General features: G+C 64.2%; 21 protein-coding genes. 12 read left to right on the forward strand and 9 right to left on the reverse strand.

Annotated features, from left to right (window positions below):
- The first annotated feature begins 116 nt into the window (after positions 1–116).
- The 6 genes from rimI (at position 117) to BN2694_RS06500 (ending at position 2,916) form a co-directional block, all read left to right on the forward strand.
- The gene (gene rimI, locus BN2694_RS06475; RefSeq protein ID WP_135663630.1) at positions 117–608 is read left to right on the forward strand and encodes a ribosomal protein S18-alanine N-acetyltransferase; all 492 of its coding nucleotides are present in this window, start codon (positions 117–119) and stop codon (positions 606–608) included.
- Positions 609–645: 37 nt separating this feature from the next.
- The gene (locus BN2694_RS06480; RefSeq protein ID WP_135663631.1) at positions 646–1,086 is read left to right on the forward strand and encodes a DUF5810 domain-containing protein; all 441 of its coding nucleotides are present in this window, start codon (positions 646–648) and stop codon (positions 1,084–1,086) included.
- Between the two features lie 24 nt (positions 1,087–1,110).
- Entirely contained in the window at positions 1,111–1,587 is a 477-nt protein-coding gene (locus BN2694_RS06485; RefSeq protein ID WP_135663632.1) for a DUF5809 family protein, read from the forward strand.
- Positions 1,588–1,980: a hypothetical protein gene (locus tag BN2694_RS06490; protein WP_135663633.1), complete on the forward strand. Its 393-nt coding sequence runs from the start codon at positions 1,588–1,590 to the stop codon at positions 1,978–1,980. It abuts the gene before it with no gap.
- Complete coding sequence (locus BN2694_RS06495) at positions 1,977–2,525, forward strand: NUDIX hydrolase (RefSeq protein ID WP_135663634.1); 549 nt, start codon at positions 1,977–1,979, stop codon at positions 2,523–2,525. The genes BN2694_RS06490 and BN2694_RS06495 overlap by 4 nt, the downstream gene beginning before the upstream one ends.
- Positions 2,526–2,595: 70 nt before the next feature.
- A complete protein-coding gene (locus BN2694_RS06500; RefSeq protein WP_135663635.1) occupies positions 2,596–2,916 on the forward strand; it encodes a rhodanese-like domain-containing protein in 321 nt (106 codons plus the stop codon).
- 10 nt (positions 2,917–2,926) lie between these two features.
- Here the strand turns inward: BN2694_RS06500 and BN2694_RS06505 are convergent, their stop codons facing one another.
- The 3 genes from BN2694_RS06505 to BN2694_RS06515 form a co-directional block, all read right to left on the reverse strand.
- A complete protein-coding gene (locus tag BN2694_RS06505; protein ID WP_135663636.1) occupies positions 2,927–4,708 on the reverse strand; it encodes an ArnT family glycosyltransferase in 1,782 nt (593 codons plus the stop codon).
- 105 nt (positions 4,709–4,813) lie between these two features.
- Positions 4,814–5,374 (reverse strand): hypothetical protein, encoded by a 561-nt coding sequence (locus BN2694_RS06510; protein ID WP_135663637.1) that lies wholly within the window; start codon positions 5,372–5,374, stop codon positions 4,814–4,816.
- On the reverse strand, positions 5,371–6,696 hold the full coding sequence (locus tag BN2694_RS06515; RefSeq protein WP_135663638.1) for an NRAMP family divalent metal transporter: 1,326 nt from the start codon (positions 6,694–6,696) through the stop codon (positions 5,371–5,373). The genes BN2694_RS06510 and BN2694_RS06515 overlap by 4 nt, the downstream gene beginning before the upstream one ends.
- Positions 6,697–6,806: 110 nt before the next feature.
- Here BN2694_RS06515 and BN2694_RS06520 point away from each other — a divergent pair, with 110 nt between their 5' ends.
- Positions 6,807–7,421, forward strand: coding sequence for a DUF309 domain-containing protein (locus tag BN2694_RS06520; protein WP_135663639.1), 615 nt, complete (start codon positions 6,807–6,809; stop codon positions 7,419–7,421).
- Positions 7,422–7,455: 34 nt separating this feature from the next.
- Here the strand turns inward: BN2694_RS06520 and pan2 are convergent, their stop codons facing one another.
- Both pan2 and BN2694_RS06530 read right to left on the reverse strand, forming a co-directional pair.
- Positions 7,456–8,682 carry a proteasome-activating nucleotidase Pan2 gene (gene pan2 / locus BN2694_RS06525; RefSeq protein ID WP_135663640.1) on the reverse strand — a complete coding sequence of 409 codons (1,227 nt, stop codon included), beginning with the start codon at positions 8,680–8,682 and terminating at the stop codon, positions 7,456–7,458.
- 142 nt (positions 8,683–8,824) lie between these two features.
- Positions 8,825–9,571, reverse strand: coding sequence for a hypothetical protein (locus BN2694_RS06530; protein ID WP_135663641.1), 747 nt, complete (start codon positions 9,569–9,571; stop codon positions 8,825–8,827).
- Between the two features lie 176 nt (positions 9,572–9,747).
- On the opposite strand from BN2694_RS06530, the gene BN2694_RS06535 reads away from it, so the two are divergent.
- The 4 genes from BN2694_RS06535 (at position 9,748) to BN2694_RS06550 (ending at position 13,324) form a co-directional block, all read left to right on the forward strand.
- The gene (locus BN2694_RS06535; RefSeq protein WP_135663642.1) at positions 9,748–11,058 is read left to right on the forward strand and encodes an RNB domain-containing ribonuclease; all 1,311 of its coding nucleotides are present in this window, start codon (positions 9,748–9,750) and stop codon (positions 11,056–11,058) included.
- A 346-nt stretch (positions 11,059–11,404) separates the two neighbouring features.
- The gene (locus BN2694_RS06540) at positions 11,405–11,644 is read left to right on the forward strand and encodes a hypothetical protein (RefSeq protein WP_135663643.1); all 240 of its coding nucleotides are present in this window, start codon (positions 11,405–11,407) and stop codon (positions 11,642–11,644) included.
- Between the two features lie 262 nt (positions 11,645–11,906).
- Positions 11,907–12,884: a phytoene/squalene synthase family protein gene (locus tag BN2694_RS06545; protein ID WP_135663644.1), complete on the forward strand. Its 978-nt coding sequence runs from the start codon at positions 11,907–11,909 to the stop codon at positions 12,882–12,884.
- 80 nt (positions 12,885–12,964) lie between these two features.
- Entirely contained in the window at positions 12,965–13,324 is a 360-nt protein-coding gene (locus BN2694_RS06550) for a cell division protein SepF (protein ID WP_135663645.1), read from the forward strand.
- 18 nt (positions 13,325–13,342) lie between these two features.
- On the opposite strand, the gene BN2694_RS06555 is transcribed toward BN2694_RS06550, so the two are convergent.
- A complete protein-coding gene (locus BN2694_RS06555) occupies positions 13,343–13,738 on the reverse strand; it encodes a DUF5611 family protein (protein WP_135663646.1) in 396 nt (131 codons plus the stop codon).
- Between the two features lie 48 nt (positions 13,739–13,786).
- Positions 13,787–14,656 carry a DUF7093 family protein gene (locus tag BN2694_RS06560; protein WP_135663647.1) on the reverse strand — a complete coding sequence of 290 codons (870 nt, stop codon included), beginning with the start codon at positions 14,654–14,656 and terminating at the stop codon, positions 13,787–13,789.
- Between the two features lie 100 nt (positions 14,657–14,756).
- Between BN2694_RS06560 and BN2694_RS06565 the strand changes: the two genes are divergently transcribed.
- Complete coding sequence (locus BN2694_RS06565) at positions 14,757–15,050, forward strand: DUF6432 family protein (RefSeq protein WP_135663648.1); 294 nt, start codon at positions 14,757–14,759, stop codon at positions 15,048–15,050.
- Here BN2694_RS06565 and BN2694_RS06570 read toward each other — a convergent pair whose 3' ends face one another.
- Both BN2694_RS06570 and BN2694_RS06575 read right to left on the reverse strand, forming a co-directional pair.
- Positions 15,051–15,413 (reverse strand): hypothetical protein, encoded by a 363-nt coding sequence (locus BN2694_RS06570; protein WP_135663649.1) that lies wholly within the window; start codon positions 15,411–15,413, stop codon positions 15,051–15,053. It lies immediately after the preceding gene.
- 100 nt (positions 15,414–15,513) lie between these two features.
- Positions 15,514–16,329: a HesA/MoeB/ThiF family protein gene (locus tag BN2694_RS06575; protein ID WP_135663650.1), complete on the reverse strand. Its 816-nt coding sequence runs from the start codon at positions 16,327–16,329 to the stop codon at positions 15,514–15,516.
- Between the last annotated feature and the right edge of the window lie 35 nt (positions 16,330–16,364).

Here is a 16,364-nt window from a genome sequence, read left to right on the forward strand (position 1 = left end):
GGGTGGGGTGGCACCCGGATGGGTGCATGCGCTAGTTGTCCGCCGGTTATTAAGTGTCTTTTGGCGGCGGTGGGACTGTCGTTACGTCTTTGTAGGCCCCTGTCGTAGCTTGCACCGTGACGACTGTCGTTCCCGGCGAAGCCACGGTCCCCTTCATCCGACCGGCCACGCGTTCCGATCTGTTGGCCGTCGCCGACATTGAACGCCAGTCGTTCCCACAGCCGTGGTCAGTGGCGGCCTTCGAGCGGTTTCTCGACGCGCCCGCGTTCCTCGTGGCGATCAGTCGCGGGAACGCACCCTCGGACGGTACAGTCGTGGGGTACGTCGTCGCAGATTCCGTCCCCAACCACGGCGAGGCGCTCGGTCACGTCAAGGACCTGGCCGTTCATCCCGAACAAAGACGCCGGGGGATCGGTAGACAGCTCCTCGAGCGGGCAGTCTGTACGCTCCGCTCGACCGGCGTTGGCTCGATCAAACTCGAGGTCCGGGAGAGCAACGAGGGGGCAAAGCGTCTGTACCGCCAGGCGGGGTTCGTCCATCGGCGGACGGTCCCGCGGTACTACGACGACGGCGAGGACGCGCTTGTCATGCTCCGGACCTGGGGGTAACGAGAGGTCTTTCTGTCGGGCCCGCCTGCGTTCGGACATGGGATACGCGTGCCCGGTCTGTGCGGCCCCGCAGGCCGACGCCAAGCACCTAGCGGACCACCTGGCCTTCACGGCGCTACTGGGCGACGACGATCACGAGATCTGGCTCGAGGAGCACGCTCCGGGCTGGGACGAAGAGGACGACGCAGGGCTGGCCGAACAGGTCGTCGACGAGGCAGAGAAAGTCGATCTTGCTGTCGACGACGCGGCGGAGGGCCACGCACACGCACCGGATTCGGCCGTCTTCCAGAACAGCACTCACGAACCGGGCGTCGCCTTCGAGGAGCTAGCGGGTGACGTCCGGGCAGATGCGAACCGGCCTCTGGACGATGAGGCCCAGGCCGCTCTCCGGGAAGCCTACGAACTCACCCGAGAGCGCCGCGAGCGTGCGGCACGCGACGACGAGGACGTCACAACTGACGCGGGCGAAACCGAGTAGTGGGCGCCCGTCCAACGGCGGAACATGGACACCGAGGGGTTGTTCGCGCCCGAGACGGTTGCCGAGGCACGCGAGCAGTACGCCGACCTCCAGGCGGCCGCCGGGACCGTCGTCCGCGAAGTCGGGCGAGCGATGGAACTCGACGGCGAGGAGTACGACCGACTGGTCACAGACGACGTGATCGCGACCGGTCACGACGCGCTGTTCGCCTCGCTGCTAGAAGTCCGGGTCGGCACCCACGAGGAGTTCGAGGCGTTCTGCACGGAGCGGGACGCTACGGTCGTTCAGACCGGAAGCGAACACGTCGAGGGGGTCGTCTGGCACGCGCCCGCCTTCGCCGACCGGATCGTCGCGACCACGTTTGCGGACGCCCGCGAGGCTGCGGTCGGGACACTGCGACGGCAGGCGTTCGGGCAGTTGTATCGAGACGTTCTGGGCGAGCGTGAGGGAACCCACCAAGGCGGGAAGACGACCGACGAACCAGCCGTGGAGGGCGAATAGATGCGCCGTCGGACGCGCATCGCCCTGCTGGTGATTCTCGGGATCGTCGTCTTCTTGCTCGCGCTGGGCGCGCTCCCGAACTACATCAAGAGCGGCGATCCGTACTACCTGACTGCAACGCCAGTCGAGGATCACGCCGCGATCAACGGCAGTGATCTCGACGAGCGGCGTTACCCCTATACGACGGCAGCAATCGCGGACGCCACCGCCGACGAACCCGGACGATCGGACCCCTATTGGAAAGGCTACGTCGGCTTCAAAGAGGCGTTCACTCACTCGCCGTTCGACGAGATAACGGCCCTTCAGCAGCGATCGATGGACACGAGCGAGGCCGATGCGGTCTACGTCCGGTTCGAAGGAACGATCTACCGACTCACGGTGACTCAATCATGACAAGACAGGACGACAACTCCCACGACTGGCCGATCCTGGAATCGCGCGTCGAGTACGAGACGGGCTGGTTCGACGGTGGCTACGACCGCGTCGAACAGCCCGACGGAACGACGAAACGCTACTACTGGGCCGAACTACCGCCAGCAGTCGTCGTCGTGCCCCTGGTCGGCGACGAACTGGTGATGGTCGAGCAGTATCGCCCGCCGATCCGCGAGCACTGCCTGGAGTTCCCCGCGGGGATCGTCGAGGACGGCGAGTCCTACACTGAAGCCGGGGCGCGAGAACTCCGCGAGGAGACCGGTTTCGACCCCGCCGGGGCCTCCTTGCTGGAGGATTTCTGGGTCGCGACGGGCGCGATGCGCCACGAGCGCGGGATCGTCTTCGCCGAGGGGCTCGAGCCGGTCGAGACGGACTTGGACGACAACGAGTTCCTCGAAGTCACGACCGTCCCGGTCGCGGACGCCCTCGAACGAGCCCGGGCCGACCCCGCCAACGACGCGACGATCGAGGGGCTGTTGCTGGCCCGCGAAGAAGGCCTGCTTTGAGGAGGCAGGAGGGGGTCGAGGCCGACGTAGTACCGTGGTGGTTTTCCCGGTGGTCCCCCGAAGAGGCGACATGGATGGCGAACTTTCCGCCGCTGAGTTGCGGGACTTACTGGAGTCCGATAGCGACGTTCGGGTCGTCGACGTGCGATCGCCCGACACCTTCGAGCGGGGACACATCCCCGGGAGCGAGAACCTTCCACTGCCGAGACTGACGGGCGAGGTGGACGCGCTGGACGGTGCCGAGCGGGTCGTCACCGTCTGTCCCCACGGGCAGGCCAGCATCCAGGCGGCCCGGCTCATCGCCGCCTACGAAGGTGTCGAGGGGCCGATCGAGAGTTTAGCCTGCGGTCTCGAAGGTTGGGACGGCGAACTCGAGGCCAGCGTGGATTGAACTGTCCGTCTCAGAACGGTGGACTGCGCTCTTGATCGCACTCGCCGGTCAGTTCCAGGATAGCCGTGTACTGATTGGGCCGGAGTTCCTGCTCGTCGGCGTAGTGACCCGTCTGCGGGACGATTCCCAGAGGGAACAGGTCCGTGGGTGATCCGGGTGTCGGGCGTTCGGGGACGAAGTTCCGCGGTCGCGAACCGAATTCGGCGACGAGTTCGTAGCCGTACTCGCCGTCGAGCAGTTCTCGGACGTACTCAGCCCGGTCTGAATTGGCTCGGAAGTAGGTCCCCTCGGAGAGATATAGCAGATCCCGATACCCGAGTTGCACGTAGGTCGGGCACGGCTCGTCGCGCTCGTAGACGTTTTCGGGCCCGAAGAGATGATTGATAGCCGCTCCGTGCGGGATCGCCGTGTCCTGAAAGTGTCGGCGGTAAACTTCGATGGTGTCTCCGTCGTCGGCGTTTTGGTCCAGCCAGTCGACGGCCCGGTCGCGCGGGCTGTCGGCGTAGCCGGCGACCCCGACGCCCGCGTAGGCGGCCGAACTCACGACCAGCAGACCGATCGCCACCCGTCCAACGGTCGCCTGCCGCTCACGTAAGGCCTGCAGTGCCGTAGCGCTCAACACTGCCACCAGCGGGAACGTCGGCAGCAGGTGATGGACACGGAAGTCGTGCCAGGGGACGAACAGCGCGATAAACGCGCCGAGGGTGGCCAAGACAAGAAGCGTCCCGGCCGAGGCTCGTCGCCGCACCGCAAGCGCGCCCGTCACGAAGACGCCAGCGACACCGGCGACGAACAGCGGCCAGCCGAGTCCAGTGAGATACTGCCGGAGGAACCACCACCAGGTGGGCGCGTCGGGACCCGTGGTGTGGGTGGCCCGACCGACTGGCCCGCCGAAGAGTCGCTCGGCGACGAGTCCGAACTCCCCAACCAGCGCCGTCGGGAACCCGAGCAGGATTGTTAGGCCGCCCAGGGCCGCGCCAGTTGCCAGCAGTCGCGGCCGGTACAGCGACCGCGGCCAGTCGTCTCGGCTACAAGCTCGCAGGAGGTGAGCGACGGCGATCAGGCCGATCACCGGCGCGGCGGTGAGTTTGAACGCGATCGCGACGCCACCGATCGCGCTCGCGGCGAGGAACAGCTGACGCTCGCCGTCCTGCACGTAGCGGACCAGCAAATACAGTGCGAGCAGGAGGAAAAACAGCGCTGGCATGTCCTCGCCGCCTTCGTGGGCGATCGTGAGGAATCCAAAGGTGAGCGTCAACAGCACGGCGGCCAGTCGACCGGTCGCCCGATCCGCGATCGCGGCTCCGATGCGATAGGTGAGATAGACGCTCCCGACCGCAAAGACGACGGAGAACAGCCGTACCAGGCCGAGATACCCGTTCCAGAACCAGGCTGGCGTCCCGTGCCACAACGGGAAGTACCCGAACTCGTCTACGGGCGGGAACGGGCCGAGGACGGCCTCGACGTGTCCCGAGAGGACGGCGACCACCAGTACCGGCAGCAGGGCGAACCCGAAGAGGTAGAACGTCGCCCCGAACGAGACGCGTCCCCAGGCGACGCCGTCTTGCAGTCCCCCGAACCCGGGGTCAGCGACGACCGACCGGACGGCCATCAGTGGGTCGATCGCCCGACTCCATTCATCTCGGGTCGCGGCGTTCGGAAGGCGATGCCAGAACCAAAAGCCCGACAGCAACGCTGCCACAGCGAGGATCCAGAGGAGGTAAGGATCCTCCCGCAGGTCGGCGAACAGCCGCGTTTTCGCCCGGCGGTACAGCTGACAGAGGGGGACCATCTATCGGATCTATCCAGCCTCGGACGTTATTTGTCTCCCGGTCTCCGGCTGTCAGTGCGGCGGTCTATCCGTTGTCTGATCCCGGGAACCACCACTCCCTATCCGTCAGGACTCACCAGAGAGTCGGATCGACCGATCGGCCCACCCTTGGAGTCGATCGAGAATGGCCTGTTCCCGCCGGGTCACCGGGTTTTCGGTCCCGAGTTCGTCGCTCGCGAAGGCGTTCAACACGGCACAGTCGGCGCGATCGCAGTATCTGGTGAGTCGGTCGGGATCACCGGCTGCGTGCTGAAACGGGATCGTTGCGTCGTTGGCGAACACCGCAGTGGGTTCGGGGGCACTGTCGAGGACCTCTCGGGCTCGTTCGGCGTTGTCACGCGCCAGATCGACGGCTTCATCCTGAGACTCAGCGGCCGCTCGTGGCGCGTGCGCCTCCAAGACGCCGTGCCAGACGCCGTCCGGGATCGATCTGAACCGATCCAGCCGCCCGCCGAGGAGGCGCCCGTCCCGTTCGACCTCGGGAGCGAACTCCAGTACGACGACGCCGTCGGTCCCGTGACGGTCGATCCAGGTAGCCAGTGCCCGCGCGGTCAGGCAGGTCTTCCCGGCCTGTGAGGGGCCGACGAGCAGCGTCGCACCGTCCAGGGCGACCGGCCCGTCGATCATGCGACCGTCGGGCGTTCGAGCACGTACTTCCCGAACAATCCGACGGTAGCGAGGCCGAGGACGAGCGCGAAGGCAAGCACCGCGCCCGAAAGGGGATCGACGCCCGCGGCCACCTGTTCGCGGACGAAGTTGGCCGCAAGCGTCCCCGCGACGGCGAGCAGCGCGAGTCCGCCGACGTTCGCGAGCGCCGAGTTCGCTTCGGGGACGGCTCCGGAGTTCAGCAGGTAGAGCACGACTGCGATGGCGAAAGGGGTCCCAACCGTTCCCAGGGCGAGTACGAGGACGAGTTGGCCGAGGACGTCCCCGCCGATGAACGCGCCGGGCGCCGACAGCAGTGCGAAGCCGGCCAGGAGGGCACGGTAGCGATCGTCGTCGACGGTCGTCCCCCAACCGAGTTTGTCCGCGAGCAGGAACGGCGGGACGATCGTGTTTCCGCCCAGCGTCGAGATCGCTGCGCCGCCCAGACCGAGCAAGAACAGCCACTCGGCGCTCGGGCCGACCAGCGGTCCCAGCGCCTCGGCCGCCCCGACCGTCGAAAGCCCTGGATCGGAGAGAACGCTCGCGGCCACCAGGAAGATCGCGACGCTGTAGATCCCGAAGGCAACCAGCATCGACGCCCCCACGTCGAAGGTCGCCAGGTCGTAGTCCTGGGCGGTCCACTTCCGGGCTCGCATCGTGTAAGAGTGCATCGTAATGAGCGTGATGTGGACCGCACCGCCGAGGATGCCGGCCGCAACGAGGGCACTGCCACCCGGCAGCGACGGGACGAGTCCAGTGGCCGCCGCGCCGGGATCGGTCGGAACGACGGCCAGCGAGGCGACGAACGCGATCACGACCGCCGTTACCAGCAACTTCGCAACGAGTTCGACGAATCGGTAGCCTCGGCCGGCCAACCCTGCCGCCAGCACGACCGCCCAGATAACGCCCCACACGCGGGCATCCAGTCCGGTGATCGACGACGAGACCGCGGCAGCGGTGTTCATGATAACTAGCTGTGCGACGCCCGCGGCGATCACCGCGTCGGCCACCAGAATCCACGCCCACCAGTCCCCGAGGTGGTCCTCGACCACGCCGACGATCCCTCGCTCGGTGAGCAAACCCAGCCGCATCGCGAGGTACTGGGCCAGCGCGCCGGCCACCGCCGACAGCACGACCACCCACAGGAGTGCGTAGTCGTAGCTCGCACCGGCAGTGATCAGACTCGCCATCGACGCGGGCCCGGCGGCGATCGCCCCGGCGACCCACGACGGCCCCATCTCCCGGAGATACTGGGTGACCGTCCCACCCGACACGGCAGTCGTATCTGTTGTCGCCTCATTCATGCTCGGGTGGTACCACTAGATAATTAAAACGCTGCCGGATTAGGGACACAGGAAGGCTGGAATCCGCCAGTAGCGACGCAGTTTTGGCCGGCGGTCGACAACGGGGCGATATGGACGCTGCGTTGCGGGCCGGGATCGCGCTGTACAACGCGGGTCAGTACCGGGTCGCCCACGACGCCTGGGAACACCCCTGGATCGGCATGAGCGACGCCGACGAGCACAAGGACTTCCTACAGGGACTCATCCAATTCACCGTCGCGATCCACCACGCGACGGTAGACAACGAGGCGGGTGCACGAAACCTCGCAGAGAAAGCGCCGACCTATCTCGACGGGTACGGCGATGCGTTCGCCGGGGTGGACCTCGCGCCCGTCCGGCGCTATCTGGCGGCCCTGCGAGAGGACCCGTCCGTCGTCGGGCGCCGCGACCCGCCGACGCTAACCCGTCACGGCGAGGCCGTGGAGCTGGGGGATCTTGATTTCGATGGGACGATCCTCGCCGCGGATGCGATCGCCGAAACAGAGGACGACGAGGAACTGATCGAACAGGCGATCGAATACGCACAGGACGACCTAGAGGCCGGAGACGAGGGGAGTCAGTTCGTGACGTTCCTCTTTGATTACGTCCGGCAGCCGGACGCTCGGGAGATCATCTGTCAGCGACTGAGCGAACACGTCGACCGACGGGCAGCCAGAGACGACGATGTCTCGGGGCTGTTCAAGTAACGTCGACCCGAGCGTATAATCGGCAAGAAGCTGGTCAGTGGAACATGACCGGGGTTCCAACGCTGTCGGCGCGATCGTCTTCGGTAATTTTCTCGGTCGCGTTCTCGAAGTCTTCACGACTGACCTCAGTTCGGCCGTCCCGAACCGCGAACATGCCCGCCTCGGTGGTCAGACTCTCGAGTTCGGCCCCGGTCAGCCGGTCCGTCTCGGTTGCGACAGCAGCCAGGTCAACACCGTCGGCGAGGTTCATCTCGCGGGTGTGGATCTCGAGAATGTGTTCACGCCCCTCCTGATCCGGTTCCGGCACCTCGATGAGGCGGTCGAAGCGACCGGGCCGGAGGATGGCGCGATCGAGCATGTCAAAGCGGTTGGTGGCGGCGATGATGCGGATCTCCCCGCGATCGTCGAAGCCGTCCATCTCGCTCAACAACTGCATCATCGTCCGCTGGACTTCGGCGTCGCCGGAGGTTTTCGAGTCCGTCCGCTTCGAGGCGAGCGCGTCGATCTCGTCGATGAAGATTATCGCCGGTTCGCGTTCTTCGGCGAGTTCGAAGAGGTCACGGACGAGTTTCGCCCCCTCGCCGATGAACTTTCGGACCAACTCGGAGCCGGCCATCTTTATGAAGGTGGCGTCGGTCTGGTTGGCGACCGCTTTGGCCAGCATCGTCTTGCCCGTCCCCGGCGGGCCGTGCAGCAACACCCCGCTAGGTGGGTCGATTCCGACCTTGCGGAATTGTTCGGCGTTGAGTAGCGGTTCCTCGACTGCTTCCCGGACCTCCCGTATCTGCTCGTCGAGGCCCCCAATGTCGTCGTAGGTGACGTCCGGGCTCCCGTCGACCTGCATGGCCTGTGCGCGGGCATCCGTCTCGGCTTCCAGGGTCGACTTGACGTTGAACGAATCGTTGATTGCGACCCGTTCACCGGCTTCGACCTTCTCGACGAGCGAGCCCGGCAACTCCGTGAGGACTTCCTGGTTGTTGCCGTGTTGCTTGACGATGGCGCCGTCGTCGGTCATTTCCTCGACGGTCCCGATGTACAGCGAGGAGGTCTTCAGCGCCTGATTCTCGCGTTCGAGTGTGTCGACCTCCTCGGCAAGCGAGCTCTGCCGTTCACGGACGGCCTCCAGCTGGGAGTGGAGTTCCTCGTTGACCCGAAGGACTTCTGCAAAGTGTTCCTCGAGGGCCGCGAGCCGTTCAGAGGGTGACATCTCGGGATCGAGGTCGAGCGTCGGGCGATCCGGCAACGAGGGACTGCGGGACATCTGACGGTCTGAACTATTCGGTCAGGGAAAAAGTGCCTTTGGGTCTGGCCGCGCACAGGCCGAGAAGGACTGGACTGACGTTTCACCCCGAAATCACGGCCGAGACGGCGTACAAACTGCTGGCGAGAGATCTCCGCCGACGTCAGAGCCGCTTTGTCACGGCCACGAGGTTGACAGCGAGCCCGATCAGTATCAGCGCCGCACCGACGCCGAGGTTGCCGGTCGAACTCGACAGTATCGTCGCCGAACTTCCGGCAATCTCCGCGGCGGCGTTGGCGGTACCGCCGACCAGCAGCGCGGCACCGGCCAGCCCGAGCAAGAGGTTCCCGGTCGTGCCAAGATCAGAACCGTCGTCCTCGTAGTGGACGATCGCCGACGACACCGCCTCCTCGACCGTGTCGCCGATCGCTTCCTCGATGTCGCCGACCTGGTCGCCGACATAGTTCTGGAGGGTTCGCTCTGTGCGATCGAGCTCGTCAGCCCGCTCGGCAAGCGCCGCCTCCTGGTCGTCGATCCGCGCCTCGCGGTCGTCGAGTTCGTCTTCCCGCTGGGCGATGCGCTCCTCGCGAGCCTCCAGATCGTCGCGGTACTCCTCGAGCTCTGCCGCCCGTTCCGTGAGAGCCGCCTCGCGCTCGTCGAGTTGCGCCGCTCGCTCCTGGAGGTCGGCCGCACGCTTGTCCAACCCGAGTTCGCGCTGATCGAGACGGTCCTCGCGCTGCGTTAGTTCTGCGAGTGGGTCAGCCTCGGCGTCGGTCGCTCCCGTGTCGTCTTGGCCGGCGTCCGTTGGACTCTCGCTCGTCGCTCCGAGCCCGGCGCGTTCGAATCCGTCCTCCGCATCGTTCGCCCCGTTCCCCTCACCCTCGTCGGATTGATTCGTGTCATCAGTCATATTACTTTGAGTGTCCAGTGGAATCGTTAAGAAACTTTCCGGAGAGTTGTCCGAGAAGCAGACGATGAGAATGGCAGTAATCTGGACGACAGTGGCGTGGGCTGTGTCGACCGGCGGGCCAGCGGTCCGAACGGGCTGTCGAAACGCCTACCTATCGGCTGACCCTACCGGAAGCCATGACCGCCCAAGAGGAAGAGCAGGCCGCCGCGGGGACACCCGAGGGGCAAGGCCCCGTCGAGATCGACGAGGAACTGGCCCGTCACCTGGAGAACAAGCGCGAAGAGCTCTTCGAGAAGTTCGAGATCCCCGATGCCTTCCCGCCCGAGGTGCTGGAGGAGGCCGAGGAACGAACCGAAGACGTGAGAGCCGAAATCGAGAACGAGATCGACGAGCGACGGGATCTCAGGGACCTCACTACCTGGACGACCGACCCGATCGACGCCCAGGACTTCGACGATGCCATCTCGATCGAACGCCGTGACGAGGAAATCGTGCTGTGGGTGCACATCGCCGACGTAACCCATTACGTCACCCCGGACACCGCGATGTGGAACAGCGCGGTCGAGCGGGCCAACACCGTCTATCTGCCGGGGTACACCGTCCACATGCTGCCGCCGACCCTCGCCGAGACAGTCTGTTCGCTGGTACCTAACGAAGACCGGTTGGCCCACACCGTCGAAATGCACCTCGATCCCGAGAATCTGGGTTACGAAGACATCGAGATATACAAGTCCGTGATCCGCAGCGATGCACGATTGACCTACACGGAGGCCGAACGGCTACTCGACGAGCCAGAGACAGCCCAAGACGTCCTCGAGGACCAGTCAGTCGACCTCGCGGAGAAGACCCAGCAAGTCTGGGAACTGGCCGATCAGATGCACGACCAACGCAAAGAAGACGGCTCACTCGTATTGAATCCCCGACGGGATCGTGCCCACACGATCATCGAAGAGTGCATGCTCAAGGCCAACAAGGCCGTCACGCACGTCCTGATGTGGGATCGGGGCCTCGAGGCGATGTACCGCGTTCACCCCCAGCCCAGTCCGGACGAGTGGAGCGAAGCCCTCCAGGAGATCCAGGACTTGGACGGCGTCTCGATCCCCGGCGAAGCCTGGGACGACCCCCGGAAGGCCGTCAACGCCACCCTCGAAGACGCACCCAAGCGCCAGCTGGACAAGATCCAGTGGGCCGTGATGAAAGTGATGCCCCGCGCAAAGTACATGAACGACCCCTTCGGTGGCCACCACGCGCTGAACTTCGAGATCTACGGCCACTTCACCTCGCCCATCCGCCGACTCTCCGATCTCATCAACCACTGGATCGTCCACACCAACGACGTGCCCGAGGACCTCGTGGCGCTGTGTGATCGTGCCAGCGACAAACAGCAGGACGCCGAACAGTGCGAACGCGAGTACAAGGGTTTCCTCGAGGAGGTGGGTCTCGACCCCGCGGCAGTAAACAACCGCGGGATCGAAGTCGTCGACTGAAACGAGCCCGAACGCTGCGTGTTCTTCTGACGAGCGACCGGTGGCGAGAGGACCCCCGAGCGGGGAGAGCCGAGTCGAGTTCTCGGGAACGCCCTGCTCCGGTGTGTCGCCGATGGGGCGCTTGAGAGCTGCCACGAGCGCTTTGAAGTGATGGCGGCGAAACATGATGGGCGAGTACTGCTAGGTCATCACTCGATCTCGAAACGTATGCATATTATTCAAATATATTTCTGTACCATCGATGTGGCCAGCAGCGAACGTGGAGAATTATTTCGAGTGTGTTTGTACGAAGTCTTACAGAATTTTTTTGAAGGTACAACGAGCACAGACACACGAGGTGAGAACAGTGGCTACAACAGATCGTTCCTGGACTGAGATCGGGGGACAAACACCGACGGTTTCGTCGACCACCAGGTACGATTTGTATCTGCTCGCTATTCCCCTCTTGTTCGTCAGTGCCGTCGTGGTTGGATTTCTCACACCCGTCTCCATGCAGGGGAGCATCTTCGGCGCATCGCTGCTCGGCGTTGCGATCCTGGTCGACAGCCTGTTCGTCAATCCGCCAGACGTCGGCGACTCTCGGTGACGGCCAACGTCTAGAGACGGTACGGAGTGTGACGTCGTTCAGTCACGTATCAGTGACACTCGCCGACGTCGAAGTGGCGGGCGAAGGTACCCCACAGTAGGGCAAGATGACAAGACATCCCCCAAGTACCCAACTGATTGGGTACGCCCCTTATTTTGGTTGTTCACTAACGGTAGCCAAAGCAGGGGCAAAGCAAAATCAGGACTGTCGGTACCCTTACAAACGACGGACGCTAATCACCTCCCTGCCACGATAAATCTCGATGTCACAAGAACCCATCACAACCAGTAAATCGATCCACCGGCGGGCAGGCACGACGTTCTACGTCGCGACGAGAGTCCTCCCCGAACGCGTCCGGGAAGCGACGTACGTCCTGTACGCGTTCTTCCGGATCGCCGACGAAGTGGTCGATCGCCCCGATCCGCCACCCGTCGATCGACAGCGGGCGAAACTCGAGGCGATCCGGAGCGCTGCCAAAGGAGAGAACTTCGATGAAACGGTCTTGTCGGCTGAAGACCGGGCAGTGCTGGAGGGGTTCCGTTCGCTTTCCAGGACGGAATCGTTCGATCCGGCCGAGATCGACATCTTTGTCGACGCGATGGCCCAGGACATCGAACGGACGCGCTACGAGACTCACGAGGAGTTAGTCGAGTACATGCGCGGGTCCGCGGCGGCCGTCGGGAACATGATGCTGACCGTCATGGATCCCGACGAGCGCGAGCGTGCCGAGCCACACGCGACGTCGCTGGCCGAGGCCTTCCAGCTGACGAACTTCATCCGGGACGTCCGCGAGGACATCCGGGACTACGATCGCGTCTATCTCCCGACCGAGACGCTGGATCGATTCGGCATCACCGAGGACACACTCCGTCGCGGTGAGACGACCGAGGACGTAGCAGCGGCGATCCGGACCGAACTGCAGCGGACGGAAGCGTTGTATCGCCACGGTGTCGCCGGGATCCGGTATCTCCCGACGGACTGTCAGTTCGCTGTATTGCTGTCGGCTGTTCTCTATGCGGAGCACCACCGCCGGATCAGGGCTGTCGAGTACGATGTCCTCGAGGCAGATACGTCGCTGTCGATGGCACGGCGCCTGTGGCTGGTTCCCAAGACGTACTACCACTGGCGGCGGACCCGTGACCCGGAAGCAGCGTTTTACGCGGCGAGTGCGATCACGGAAGGCGAGGCGGAACCGGAGCACAAGCGGGCCTTCGGTGTCCCAGCCGAACAAATCGCCTGAAGCCACGGTCGAACGCTCCGGGCGTTCTCGGCACTGCGTCTGACGTAAAACCTATACCCGTTCCGACCGCTCAAACGCGTATGGGATTGATGAGCAAGATTCTGAGCGGTACAGGGTCCTCTCGGCGGACCGAGGACTACGTGGAACTCGACGCCGACGACGTCAATCTGGCCGCCGAGAAAGCAAAGACACAGGTCCGGATTGCGAGAATCGGGGAGAAACAGGATGTCATCGAGATCAAAGACGCCGTGTACGACGGCGACGTGGTCGTCGCCGATATCACGCGTCACACCACCAAAGATCGGGAGATGGAACACATCAGCGACGAACTCAAACAGGTGGCCAACGAGGTCGGCGGAGACATCGTCCAGAAGGACGACGACCAGTTGATTATCACGCCCTCCGGCGTCGCCATCAGTCGCGAACGGCTCGGGCAGTAATCGAAAGCCAGGGAGGCGTCAGGCGACGTCGTCTGGTGCGTCGGGATCGTCTTCGACCGATCGTTTCATCGAATCGCGGCGGGCTTTGGCGTCCCGGCCGGTCGCTTCCTCGAGAAAGTCATTTTTGATCGAGACGGCGTCCTCGGCGGCCTCGACGTCTCCCTCGGCGATGACCTCCTCGGCTGGGCGTTCCTCGATGTCGAGCGCGAGTTTGTCTTTCTTGCCGTCGTAGGGCACGGTACCGACGGTGACGCGCTTGAAGACGGGATTGGTCGGGTCCTCGATTATGAACAGTTCGGTATGCTCGTAGGGCTCGGTCCCGGTGATCGGGCCGAAGTAGTCCTCGACAGTGGCCTCCATGTCGGGGATCCGTTCCTCGAGATATTCGCCGCGACGCATCTTGTACTCGCGCATGGCCAGCCGTTCGTGAAGGGTAGGTTTACCCTTTTCGCGTCGGCTTCGTCACCCGGATTCGTGGCGGAGCGTTCCCTGGTGACACTCCGGACAAAAATCCCCCTCCCGAAGCGACGACGACTCGACCGGCGTCGTGAACTCACACTCCGGACAGCGGAACTGCCCGTCTGGCACTGTCACCGTACCGTCGGGCCGTTCGGCGTCCAGGTCCGGATCGGCCTTCGACCAGACTTCCGAGTCCTCGGCTCGTCCTACCGGGGAATGTTCGTCGGTCGTCGCTCCCTCAGCGGTCTCCCCGGTCCGTGCAGAGTCATCGACTATCTCGCCGGTTGATTCACCCGAATCGTCGTCGGGAATCCGTTCGGTCCCGCCCGCCGACTCCGGACCGTGCCCCCGTTCGGATGGGCCCGTCTCCTCGGGCCATTCGCCGGGTTCACGGTCTGGCTCGTCGTCATCATCGAGAATGATGCCGTCGTCTTCGGAGGGGGGCGGGATCTCCTCATCGCTTGCCATGTCGAGACCCGTTCCTGCATCCTCGACGCTTCCGGCGTCTGAGCCGGTGGTTACGTTGTCGGATTCGCCCGACTCGGTCGGCGATACCGACCCCCCGGCTTCAGCGTCGACGATCTCGGTGCCGACTGACGCCTCGGTCGTCGGTCCGCCCGCGGCTTCGTTCGTCTCCTCGTCCCCGCCTGACGGATCACTCCCATCCCCGCCATTCCCGGCGGCCGATACCTCTTCGGGAGTCTCGATGGTCGTCACTTCCTTGTTCTGGGAGATGACGCGGGTCTCTCCACAGCGCTTGCAGGTCTCGACCTCACGGATCGTGATGACGACCTCGCTCCCCTGTTCCTCGCGGTCGCGTTCGACGGCCGTCTCGCCGTACGCGTGGCCGAACAGCGAACACTTGATACCCATTGCCATGAAGTCGCCCCCTCCAAGATATAAGCGTACTGTTTGGGAGAGTCAGCCGGTGCCCGGGGACAAGCGTAAGAGCCAGCCAATCGAAAGCGGAGGCATGCAAGTCAAGCCGGAGTACCGCGATCGGGACGAAGCCGAGATGGCGGTGCTTGACGCCCTCGCGGAACGGGCCGAAGAGGGGATGACGGTCTTCGAGATCCGCTCGCGAGCCGACATCGACATCGACCGGCTAGAAACCGCACTGGCTGATCTCAAAGCCGAGGACCTCATCGAAGTCACAGAACGCGAGGAGCGGACGATCATCCGTCCCGACGAGACCGTGATCGGTCCGGAAACGGACGATAGCCCGGACTCACTGGTAGAGCAAATGCGCGAGAGGTTCCCGTTCTGATTACAACGCCATGGCGACGACAGCGAGGTTCTGGACGACCACGACTGTTCCCGCCGCGATCACGCCCAGAAACCAGAGTCGCCACCCGGGCACCGTCTCGACCACGTCCCGACAGGCTACCAGCACGACGCCGACGTACAGCGCCACGGCCCCTTTGAGGACGATCACGAGCAGCGGCTCGTGAGTCAACAGCGTCCGGATCCATGGATTGATCTCCGCCGCGGCCGATCCGGTAGCCGTCATCGCGACCACTGTCGAAAGTGTGTCGGCGAACCCCCAGACGATGACCAACGAAAAGACTAACTCGACGTACCCGGGCATCTCACGGCTGACGGGCCACTCGCGGGTCGCGAATTGGGGCATCTATATCTCAGCTTCGATAGGATAGCGCAAAAGACCATGGTTCTGAGTATCGAGGATGATAACAAGAGAATGACGAGTTCGGACCGGACCGTGTCTCAAATCACTCCGGAAGGGTGCATTCGCCCGCGTAGTTCGCTTCGGTCACGGCGTCGATGGCGGGCTGGTCGCCACAGATCGGACAGTCCGGACGCGCCCGGAGCGGGACGGACTCGAAATCGACGGTTCGGGCGTCGTAATGCAGCACCCGGCCGGTGAGGGCGTCGCCGACGCCGACGAGATGTTTGAGGACCTCGGTCGCCTGGATGGTCCCGATCGTGCCCGGAAGGACGCCCAGAACGCCGGCGGTCGCACAGTCAGGGATCGCCCCTTCCGGCGGGGCTTCCGGGAACAGACACCGATAGCAAGGACCCGACCCGTCGAAGGTGGCTACCTGTCCCTCGAAGCGATAGACAGCGCCGTGGACGAACGGCGTCCCGGCGAGCGTACAGGCGTCGTTGACGAGAAAGCGCGCCGGGAAGTTGTCCGTCGCGTCGACGACGACGTCGTACTCGGCGATCAGCGACGCGGCGTTATCGGGCGTCAGATCGGTTTCGTAGGTCTCGACGGAGACATTGGGATCGAGATCGGCGACGAACTCGGCGGCGCTGTCGACCTTCGGACGCCCGATATCGTCGGTCCCGTGGATCACCTGGCGCTGGAGGTTCGACCGTTCGACGCTGTCCCCATCGACGAGGCCGAGTCGACCGACGCCGGCCCCAGCGAGGTACTGGGCGACCGGCGATCCCAGGCCGCCGACGCCGACGATCAGGACCGACGCGTCCAGCAAGGCACCCTGTCCGTCGGGGCCGACGGCATCGAGGACAACCTGTCGGGAGTACCGATCGAGTTGCTCCGGATCGAGTTCCGGCAGTGACATAGCGGACGTTTCGGATCGATCGGGAATAAGCGACG

The organism is Halorhabdus rudnickae (genome assembly GCF_900880625.1).
In the GTDB taxonomy this organism is placed as follows: Archaea; Halobacteriota; Halobacteria; order Halobacteriales; family Haloarculaceae; genus Halorhabdus; species Halorhabdus rudnickae.